This window comes from Bradyrhizobium sp. P2_E8, assembly GCF_056403875.1.
Genome location: NZ_JBFUES010000196.1, coordinates 1 through 9405 on the forward strand (window position 1 = coordinate 1; position 9405 = coordinate 9405).

General features: G+C 64.3%; 8 protein-coding genes. 1 reads left to right on the top strand and 7 read right to left on the bottom strand.

Annotation, left to right across the window (positions count from 1 at the left end; translation table 11 throughout):
* Positions 1-140 precede the first annotated feature (140 nt).
* From AC1D00_RS13495 to AC1D00_RS13515, 5 genes are all read right to left on the bottom strand, one after another.
* Positions 141-1496: an esterase-like activity of phytase family protein gene (locus AC1D00_RS13495; RefSeq protein ID WP_477011005.1), complete on the bottom strand. Its 1356-nt coding sequence runs from the start codon at positions 1494-1496 to the stop codon at positions 141-143.
* Between the two features lie 85 nt (positions 1497-1581).
* The gene (locus AC1D00_RS13500; RefSeq protein WP_027544909.1) at positions 1582-2478 is read right to left on the bottom strand and encodes a carbohydrate ABC transporter permease; all 897 of its coding nucleotides are present in this window, start codon (positions 2476-2478) and stop codon (positions 1582-1584) included.
* On the bottom strand, positions 2471-3427 hold the full coding sequence (locus AC1D00_RS13505) for a carbohydrate ABC transporter permease (RefSeq protein WP_027544910.1): 957 nt from the start codon (positions 3425-3427) through the stop codon (positions 2471-2473). The genes AC1D00_RS13500 and AC1D00_RS13505 overlap by 8 nt, the downstream gene beginning before the upstream one ends.
* Before the next feature lie 150 nt (positions 3428-3577).
* Complete coding sequence (locus tag AC1D00_RS13510) at positions 3578-4921, bottom strand: ABC transporter substrate-binding protein (RefSeq protein ID WP_135177083.1); 1344 nt, start codon at positions 4919-4921, stop codon at positions 3578-3580.
* Positions 4922-5006: 85 nt separating this feature from the next.
* Positions 5007-6050, bottom strand: a complete 1044-nt coding sequence (locus tag AC1D00_RS13515; RefSeq protein ID WP_477011006.1) for a C-terminal binding protein — start codon at positions 6048-6050, stop codon at positions 5007-5009.
* Between the two features lie 253 nt (positions 6051-6303).
* Here AC1D00_RS13515 and AC1D00_RS13520 point away from each other — a divergent pair, with 253 nt between their 5' ends.
* Positions 6304-7989, top strand: coding sequence for a methyl-accepting chemotaxis protein (locus AC1D00_RS13520; RefSeq protein WP_477011007.1), 1686 nt, complete (start codon positions 6304-6306; stop codon positions 7987-7989).
* Between the two features lie 111 nt (positions 7990-8100).
* Here AC1D00_RS13520 and AC1D00_RS13525 read toward each other — a convergent pair whose 3' ends face one another.
* Together AC1D00_RS13525 and AC1D00_RS13530 are read right to left on the bottom strand one after the other, a co-directional pair.
* The gene (locus tag AC1D00_RS13525) at positions 8101-9078 is read right to left on the bottom strand and encodes a Bug family tripartite tricarboxylate transporter substrate binding protein (protein WP_027544914.1); all 978 of its coding nucleotides are present in this window, start codon (positions 9076-9078) and stop codon (positions 8101-8103) included.
* 125 nt (positions 9079-9203) lie between these two features.
* Positions 9204-9405: EamA family transporter (locus tag AC1D00_RS13530; protein ID WP_477011008.1), on the bottom strand; the 202-nt coding region annotated here is incomplete at its 5' end.

A 9405-nucleotide genomic window follows, 5' to 3' on the forward strand; every position in this document is an offset into this window, starting at 1 on the left:
GTCATGCCCCGCCTGGTGCGCAATTGCGCACGGGGGCGGGGCATCCAGTACTCCGCGGCCTCTCGATTCAAGTACTCCTGTCACGGAGTACTGGATCGCCCGGTCAAGCCGGGCCATGACCGTGTTGAGAGAGAAGGGCCTTACTTCGCCTTCAGGAAATCCGCGACCTCGAGCAGCATGAACTCGTCGTCGTCGGCCTTGTTGGGATCGCGGCTGGACGAGAACGGCAGGTTGTTGTCGTTGCCGACGATGATGTGGGTGTCGTCGACGCGATCGACGTTCTCGATGGTGAAGAACGGGAAAGTGTAGACGCCGTCGTTGAGCGGCTTCTTCGCCTTCTTGTCGGGATCCCGGATCTTCATGAGGTCGATATAGCCGATCTTGCGCACGGGCTTGCCGACATTGGCGTCCGAGAGCTCGATCTTGTAGACGCGCTTGAACTTGGCGAGATCGGGGAAGCAGTTGTCGCCGCGCTGGCCTTGCGGGCAGGCCTTGTCGGCCGTGCCTTCGCCATTGTCGCGCTCGATGACGAGGCCGGCTGTGGGATCGATCATGTTGAAATCGCCGATGGCATTGCCGTTCTGCTCGAACACGTATTGCCAGTAGCGGCCGGTGAACTTTTCAGCAGTGACGTCGAACTCGAGGATGCGGGAGGCTTCCTTGCCGTCGACCTTTTCCCAGTCCTTCTTCTCGGAGTCCCACAGCGGGCCCTCGAGCAGGCCGTAGAGGAACTTGCCGTCCTTGGACGAGGCAAAGCCCTCAAAGCCCTTGGAGCGGCGGAGGTTGACGTTGGTGTAGGTCGCGCCCGGCGCGCCCGGTGTCGCCACCGCCCAATGATCGGGCGAGCGCACCGGCTTGCCGTCGGCAACCGTCTCGAACAGCCCAAGGATCTTGCCTGATTTGTCGGCCTTCAGGATGTAGGGGCCGAACTCGTCGCCGATCCAGAACGTGTCGCCGATGATCTGGAACCCTTCGGTGTCGAAGTCGGAGCCGGTGAGGTAGCGCTTCTGGGTATCCTCGTGCACGATGCGGAACGGCACCTTCTTGTCGGGGTCGTGCAGGAAGATCGTCTCCTGCCGCTCGATCTTGCCGCCCGCCCAATCCATCTTGTAGCGATTGAGATACAGCATCGAGTCCGGCGAGTTGGCGCGCGCGCCCATGCCGTTGTCGGTGATCACCCAGAAGCTGCCGTCGGGCATGTGCTTGATGCCGGAATGGCCCTGCAGCGGCTGGCCCTTGAACGGCAGCGACACGCCGGTCGCCCGCTCAGCGGACTTGCCCATCACGGTGCCGAGCGCGTCGACGCGCTTGCCGGTGGTGTACTTTCCGGACGCCTTGAGATCGGCGGGCGCATCCGCCGGCGCGTCGATGAAGGTCTCGGCCGGCATCACCACGTGGCCGGCGAGCTTCGCCGGGAATTCGCCATCGCTCTGCGCGAGCGCCGTGCTGGCGGTGAGAATGATCGTTGCGACGGTGCTGAGAAAAATCGCGCGCATGTGCGTCTCCTGTTGGCGGACGCACGCGTTATGCGGATCGCTTGTTGCAGTTTTGTGAAACCGGGCCAAACGCCGCAGCGGCCGGCTACTCCTTTACCGCGCCGGTCAGCGAGGACACGTAATAATCCACGAACAGCGAGTAGAAGACCGCAACCGGCAGCGAGCCGAGCAGCGAGCCCGCCATCAGCGCGCCCCACTGGTAGACGTCGCCGGTGACGAGCTCGGTCAGGATCGCGACCGGCACGGTCTTGTTGGCGCCGCTCTGGATGAAGGCGAGCGCGTAGATGAACTCGTTCCAGGACAGCGTGAACGAGAAGATGCCGGCCGAGATCAGGCCGGGCACCGCGAGCGGCAGCGTGATCCGGCGCAGGATCTGGAGCCGCGTCGCGCCGTCGACCAGCGCGCATTCCTCGAGCTCGTAGGGGATCGACTTGAAATAACCGATCAGGAGCCAGGTGCAGAAGGGCACCAGGAAGGTCGGGTAGACCAGGATCAGCGCTATCGGTGAGTCGAACAGGCCGAACTGCACCACCACGGTGGCGAGCGGGATGAACAGGATCGACGGCGGCACGAGGTAGGCGAGATAGATGCCGAGGCCCACATAGGGACTGCCGCGGAAGCGCAGGCGCTCGATCGCATAGGCGGCAAGCGTGCTCGCGACCAGCGACAGCGTGGTCGAGCCGATCGCAACCAGCATCGTCGTCCACAGCCAGCGCGGATAGGCGGTGTCGAACAGCAGATGCTTGATGTGCGCCAGCGTCGGCGAGGAGATCCAGAACGGATTGTGCGCCTTGTAGTTCATCAGCTCGGCGTTCGGCTTGAACGAGGTGATCGCCATCCAGTAGAACGGAAACAGCAGGATCAGCACGAAGCAGCCGAGCGGCAGGTAGATCATCATCAGCCGCCGCAGCCCGGAATCCCAGGCCATGGTGTCGGGCGCTGCCTTCGCGTCGGCAGTGGCTTGCGCGACGGTGTCAGTCATTGCTCTCTCCCTGCTGCCATTTGCGGCGCGCCAGGCCGAAATACGAGAACAGCGTCGCGAACACCAGGAACGGGATCATCGACACCGCGATCGCGGCGCCTTCGCCGAGCTCGCCGCCGGCAATGCCGCGCTGGAAGGCCAGCGTTGCCAGCAAATGGGTCGAGTTGCCGGGGCCGCCACGGGTGATGGCGTAGACCAGCTGGAAGTCGGTGAAGGTGAAGATGATCGAGAACGTCATCACGATGGCGAGGATCGGCATCATCATCGGGAAGGTGATGTAGCGGAAGCGCTGCCAGGCGCTGGCGCCGTCGAGCATCGCGGCCTCGTACAGCGAGGGCGAGATGGTCTGCAGGCCCGCCAGCAGCGAGATCGCGACGAAGGGAATGCCGCGCCAGATATTGGCGGCGATCAGCGAGAAGCGCGCCGGCCAGGGCGAGCCGAGGAAGTCGACATTGCTCGACCGCCAGTGCAGCACGTCGACCAGGAGATAGGAGATGATCGAGAATTGCGGATCGTAGATCCACCAGAACGCCAGCGCCGAGAGCACCGTCGGCACGATCCAGGGCAGCAGGATGATCGCACGCAGCAGGCTCTTGAACGGAAAATGGTTGTTGAGCAGCAGCGCCAGCCAGAAGCCGAGTGCGAACTTCCCGAACGTCGCTATGCCTGTGTAGACCACACTGTAGAACACCGCGTTCCACCACAGCGGGTCGGTGAGCAGATACTGGAAGTTCTCAAGGCCGACGAAGACGCCTTTGCGGCCGATCGTGGTGTCGGTGAAGGCGAGCCAGATGCCGAGGCCGAGTGGATAGGTCAGGAACACCGCGAGCAGCCCGATCGCGGGCGCAAGGCACATCACGATCAGGAACGGCTTGTAGTCGAACAGACGGACCAGCCAGCTTGGCTGCCGGTGGGCGAGGGCGAGAGGGGGAAGTGTGGTCACGGACATCAGGGTTTTGTCCTGTCGTTGAACGTCGTCACACCGTCATTGCGAGCGTAGCGACTTGTCCGCCGAAGCGGAAGGCGGAAGCAATCCAGTCTGTCTCCGCAGTGGAAGTCTGGATTGCTTCGTCGCTCTGCTCCTCGCAATGACGATCCGTTACTTCTGCCGCCGGAAGTACCGTTTGCAGCGCTGTTCGGCTTCTGCGGCCGCGGCCTCCGGCGTGGCAGCGCCGGTCGCGACGGACGCGCACATCTGAATCAGCACGTAGTCGGCGCTGACGGCACCGGTTGCCGTCGAGATCGGCCCCCTGTAGCCGTCATAATAGGTGCTGTTCATGGTGTCCTTGAACAACTTCACCTTGGGGTCCTGCGACCACACGGCGGCATCGGCATAGGCGGCCAGCGGCTGGGACCAGTAGCCGGAATTGGCATTCAGCCACGGCTCGTACTGGTCCTTTTCCAGCATGTATTGCAGGAAGGCCTTTGCGGCGTTGGGATACTGGCTGTGCTTGAACACCATGGCGTTCAGGGTCAGGCCCGCCATCGGCGAGATCTTGGCCACGCCCTTCGGCAGCAACTGATGCTCGCTGTCGTCGGCAATCGCCTTGGTCGCCGGATCGTTCTTCAGCGAGAAGTACAGCGAGACGCCGTTGGCGGTCAGCGCGATCTCCTGCGAGGAGTAGGCGCGGTTGTTGCTGACGTCGTTCCACGACGTCGTGCCGGCAATGAAGGTCGGGTAGAGCTGCTTGACCCAGTTCAGTGCGGCGATCGTCTCCTTGCTGTTGATGATGACGTTGCCCTCTTCGTCGAGCAGAGCGGCGTTGTGTGACCACAGTGCCCAGTTCGCAAAACCGTTGCCGTCGCCCTTGGCGTTGCCGAGCGCGAAACCGGCTGGCTTGCCGGCCTTCTGCAGCTTCTGGCAGAGGTCGACGATGCCGGCGTGGTCTTCCGGCACCTTGTCGAAGCCGACCGATTGCAGGATCGACTTGCGGTAGATCAGCGGACCTGCGGTGGCGCCGAACGGCAGTCCGATCCAGGCGTCGCTCTTGTTCCTCTTGCCGTAACGCTGCGCCAGCGGCAGCCAGCCGCCGTAACGCTTGCCGACATAGTCGGCGACGTCGGTCAGCTCGATCAGCTTGTCGATGTAGATGTGCGGTGCATCGGAGAAGCCGATGATGATGTCGGGACCGGCACCGGAATTGGCCGTTACCGCGGTCTGCTGGTTGATGTCCTCCCAGCCGACGAAGTCGACCTTGACCTCGACCCCGGTCTCCTTGGTGAATTTGGCTGCATTGGCGCGGAATACGTCTTCGTCGGCCTGGACGAAGCGCACCGGCCGCAGCATGCGCAGGGTTGCGCCCTTCTCGATCGGCAGTTTCGGTGCGGGGACGTCCGCGGCCTTGATCGTGGATTGGGCGTGCGCTGCAACACCGGTTGCTGCGAGCGTCGCAGCGGACAGGCCCAGCGCCAAGGCGTCACGACGTGTGAGGTCGTTCCTCATCAGTTCCTCCCTGTTGTCTCCCTTCCCGGCGTTGATCGCCGGTGAAGGGCCGTTCCGGTTTCCGGCGCGTTTTGCGGCCGGCCGCCTAGCTGTTCGGTCCGCGATCCATGCTGACGGGCTGCCAGCGGCGGAGCGCGGTGTTCTGCAGCACCGACGGATTGACGCAGCTTACCGGCCACATGCCCTGAAGCACCAGTGACAATTCGTAGCCCACGCGGCGCTTGCGTGCCTCGTCGAACCGTGCCGAGGCCGAGGCGACATGCGCGGTCAGCGTCACGTTCTCCATGCTGAGGATGGGATTGTTGTGCGAGGGCGGCTCCTTCTCCAGCACGTCGAGGGCGGCGTGCGCGATCCAGCCCTCTTGCAGCGCCTTGATCAGGCTCTCCTCGTCCACCGTGGCGCCGCGGCCGGTGTTGATGAAGATCGAGCCCTTCTTCATCTGCCGGAAGTGCCTCTCGGTCAGCATGTGATGCACCTCGGGCCGCGCGGGCGCGTGCATCGACACGAAGTCGGATTGCGACAGCACCTCGTTCAGCGTCGCGGGGATGACGCCGTGGTCGTACATCAGCGTTTCCTGGATGAAGGGATCGTAGGCCATCATGCGCAGGCCGAACGGCGCGGCGCGCTTCGCAACTGCACGCGCGACGCGACCGAACGAGATGAAGCCGAGCGTCTGGCCCATCAGCCGCGGGATCTTCAGCAGCGCCGGCCGGCCCTCGGCCCAGCGTCCGTCGCGCACCATCCGGTCCTGCTCGACCAGGCGGCGGAAGCCGGCAAGCAGCAGCATCATGGCGTGGTCGGCGACCTCCTCGATGAAGGTGTCGGGGATGTTGGTGACGGGAATGCCACGTGCGGTGGCGGCCTTCACATCGACACTGTCCACGCCGACCGAGCCGAGCGTGATGACCTTGCAGCTCTCCAGCGCGTCGATGATCGACTTGGTGATTGGGATGCCCTTGGCGTAGATGGCGTCGGCGTTTTTCGCGGCGGCGATGAACTCAGCCTCGTTGGCCGGGGCCTCGACGATCTCGGCGTCGATCGGATCGAGCGCCTCGCGCTCGTAGGAATAGTCGCTGCCCGCGACCGTGAAGCTCGCGCCCTTCGGCGTCACCACCCTGTATTTCGGCATTTCCTGCTCCCGATTTGGTTTGTCGGTTCTTGTTACGACCCGGCCTTCTGGGCGGGCCTTTGCGTCTTTTACGCGAAATCGGGGTGCATGCGTACAATCGCCGGTTGCTCGCTTGACCATTATTCGCAGCTTTTCGTAGCGCCGTCAGGGCTTCTACGGAGGCACGTAAGTAACTTGCTAAGGGGTCACACACTAAAAGTTGATTCAAATAAAAAGGTCTGTGCGCGAGTCCGCGCCACCCGAGGAGCCCATCGTGAAGTTGAGCAATCTGAAGATCGCGCCCAAGCTTGGCATCCTTGTCGGTGTGACCCTGTTCGGCCTGTGCATCTCCGGAGTTCTCGCCGGATATCTGATGAAGCGCGAGATGGTGAATGCACGCATCGACCAGACCAAGGCGATTGTGGAGATGGCCCGCAACTATGCGGCTGCCTTGATGAAGCGCGTCAGCGCCGGCGAGATGACCAAGGATGCCGCGCTCGCGGATCTCCGCCGCTACGGCAACTCCATGACGTACGACAAGAACTCCGGCTATCTGTTCGGCACCACCTATGACGGCATCACGCAGCTTGCGCCGGATCCGAAGGTGATCGGCCAGAACCGCATGGACGTGGAGACGAACGGGCGCAAGCTGTCCCGCGAGATCATGGACGGGGTCAAGGCCAGCGGCGAAATCCTGCTGTTCTATGAATACATGAAGCCCGGCCAGGAGAAGCCGATCCGCAAGCTCGGCTACGCGGTCGCCGTCCCCGGCTTCGACATGTATCTCGGCACCGGCGCCTATCTCGAGGATATCGACGCCAAGATGGGGCCGATCTACTGGCTGCTCGGCCTCGCCATGCTCGGCATCGTCATCGTCGCCGGCAGTGTCGCCTGGCTGATCGGCCGCAGCATCAGCCGTCCGCTGGCGCTGCTCGGCGCCCGCATGAAGGATCTCGCCGACGGCAAGCTCGAGGGTGACATTCCCGGCGTCGGCCGCGGCGACGAGGTCGGCGCGATGGCCGCGACCGTTCAGATCTTCAAGGACAATGCGGTCCGTATTCGCGACCTCGAGAAGACCGAGGCGGACGCCAAGGAACGCGCCGCGGCGGATCGTCGCAGCGCGATGGAAGAGATCGCCAAGGACTTCGAGCGCAGCGTCAACGGCATCGTCCGCTCGGTGTCCTCGGCCGCGGCCGGGATGCAGAGCACGGCGCAGTCGATGACGGCGACCGCGAGCGACGCCTCCTCGCGCGCGGCGACCGTCGGCGCGGCCTCGCAGAAGGCCTCGGGCAATGTCGGCACGGTTGCCGCCGCCGCCGAAGAGCTGTCGAGCTCGGTTGCGGAAATCTCCCGCCAGGTGACGCGTTCGACCGAAGTGGCGAGCCGGGCGGTCAACGACGCCGAGCGCACCAACGCCACGGTGCAGGAGCTCTCCACCGGCGCGGAGAAGATCGGCGAGGTGGTCAAGCTCATTCATTCGATCGCGGCGCAGACCAATCTGCTCGCGCTCAACGCCACCATCGAGGCGGCGCGCGCCGGCGAGTCCGGCCGCGGCTTCGCCGTCGTCGCCTCCGAGGTCAAGGCGCTCGCCAACCAGACCGCGAAGGCCACCGAGGAAATCTCCGCCCAGGTCGCGGCAATGCAGACCTCGACCAGCGATGCGGTCGCGGCGATCGGCGGCATCACCCAGACCATCGCCGAGATGAGCGAGATCACGGCGGGCATTTCCGCCTCGATCGAGCAGCAGGGCGAGGCGACCCGCGAGATCGCCCGCAACATCCAGTCGGTTGCGGCCGGCTCGAGCGAGATCAACGCCAATATCGGCAGTGTCACCTCGGCCGCGGCAGCGACCGGCTCTGCTGCCACCGACGTGCTCACCAACGCCCGCGAGCTGGACAGCCAGTCCGGCGCGCTGCGCAGCGCGGTGGACGGCTTCCTCGCCAAGGTGCGTGCGGCGTAAGTCTTGCTGTCATGCCCCGCGAAGGCGGGGCATCCAGTACGCCGCGGCCTCTCTGTTCGAGCCTCGCTGTCTCTGGAATACTGGATCGTCCGCCTTCGCGGACGATGACAGCTACTGCTTCTCGATCTTCGCGTTCGTGATCAGCTTCTCCCACAGCACCAGCTGCTCGTTCACGAAGGTGCCGAGCTGTTCCGGCGTGCCTGAGAAGGCATCCATGCCGAGGGTGGCGAGTTGCGCCTTGATCTCCGGCTTCTCGACGATCTTCCTGATCTCGGCGTTGAGCCGCGTCACGATCTCCTTCGGCATGCCGGCCGGACCGAAATAGCCCTGCCATGAGGAGATGTCGAAGTCCGGCACGCCGGCCTCCTGCATCGAGGGCAGGTTCGGCACCAGCGGAGAGCGGTCCTTGGTGGTGACGGCGAGCGCGCGCAGCGCGTTGCCGTTGACGTGCGGCAGGCCGGTCAGGATGTCCACGAACATCATCGAGACGCGGCCGCCCATGACGTCGTTGAGCGCCGGCGGCGAGCTCTTGTAGGGCACGTGCAGCAGGTCGAGCCCGGCATTGTGCGCGAACGTCGCACCCGACACGATCGCCGAGGACGAGCCCGAGGCGTAGCTCAGCTTGCCGGGATTGGCCTTGCCATAGGCGACCAGCTCGCCGACGGTCTTGGCCGGCACTTCGGGGTGAACGACCAGCATGAAGGGCAAATCGCCGGTGCGCGCGATCGGAGTGAAATCCTTGACCGGATCGTAAGTCAGGCTCTTGAGCAGGTAGGGATTGGCCGAATGCGTGGTGTTGGTCGTCACCAGCAGCGTGTAGCCGTCGGGTGCGGCGCGCGCGACAAAGGTCGCGGCGATCATGCCATTGGCGCCCGCCTTGTTCTCGATCACGATGCCGACGCCGAGTGCCTGCGACAAATGCTGCGAGATCAGCCGCGTCGTGGTGTCGGTGCCGCTGCCGGCCGCAAACGGCAGCACCAGTGTGATGTTGCGGCTGGGGTAGTTGTCGGCCTGTGCGGCGGTCGAGGCGGCAAGGCAGAGCGCAGCCGTGCCGATGGTGCGCAGGTTTCGCATCAGCGCTGAAAGCATGTGTGGTCGTTCCCTCTTTTTCGTTGGCGGGGAACCTAGCTTCTCTTTGCTGGAATCGGAAGGCGGGAGTTTGCCGCCAGGTCTCGCGTCCGGGACACGAAAGGGGGAGGGTCCGCGGCGCGGAATTACTTCACCACCGAGCCCTTGCGCGAGGCGATCACGACGCCGGCGAGCACCAGCGCGTAGCCGATCAGGTGAAACGGCTGGAGCTTTTCGCCGAGCAGCAGGATCGCCATCGCCGAGCCGAACACCGGCACCAGATGGAAGAACGGCGCGGCCCGGTTCGGCCCGATCAGCGCTACGCCGCGGTTGAAGAAGAGATAGGCG

Coding starts and splice junctions, on each gene's coding strand:
- AC1D00_RS13495 (WP_477011005.1), bottom strand. CDS start 1,496: ATGCGCGCGATTTTTCTCAGCACCGTCGCAACGATCATTCTCACCGCC.
- AC1D00_RS13500 (WP_027544909.1), bottom strand. CDS start 2,478: ATGACTGACACCGTCGCGCAAGCCACTGCCGACGCGAAGGCAGCGCCC.
- AC1D00_RS13505 (WP_027544910.1), bottom strand. CDS start 3,427: ATGTCCGTGACCACACTTCCCCCTCTCGCCCTCGCCCACCGGCAGCCA.
- AC1D00_RS13510 (WP_135177083.1), bottom strand. CDS start 4,921: ATGAGGAACGACCTCACACGTCGTGACGCCTTGGCGCTGGGCCTGTCC.
- AC1D00_RS13515 (WP_477011006.1), bottom strand. CDS start 6,050: ATGCCGAAATACAGGGTGGTGACGCCGAAGGGCGCGAGCTTCACGGTC.
- AC1D00_RS13525 (WP_027544914.1), bottom strand. CDS start 9,078: ATGCTTTCAGCGCTGATGCGAAACCTGCGCACCATCGGCACGGCTGCG.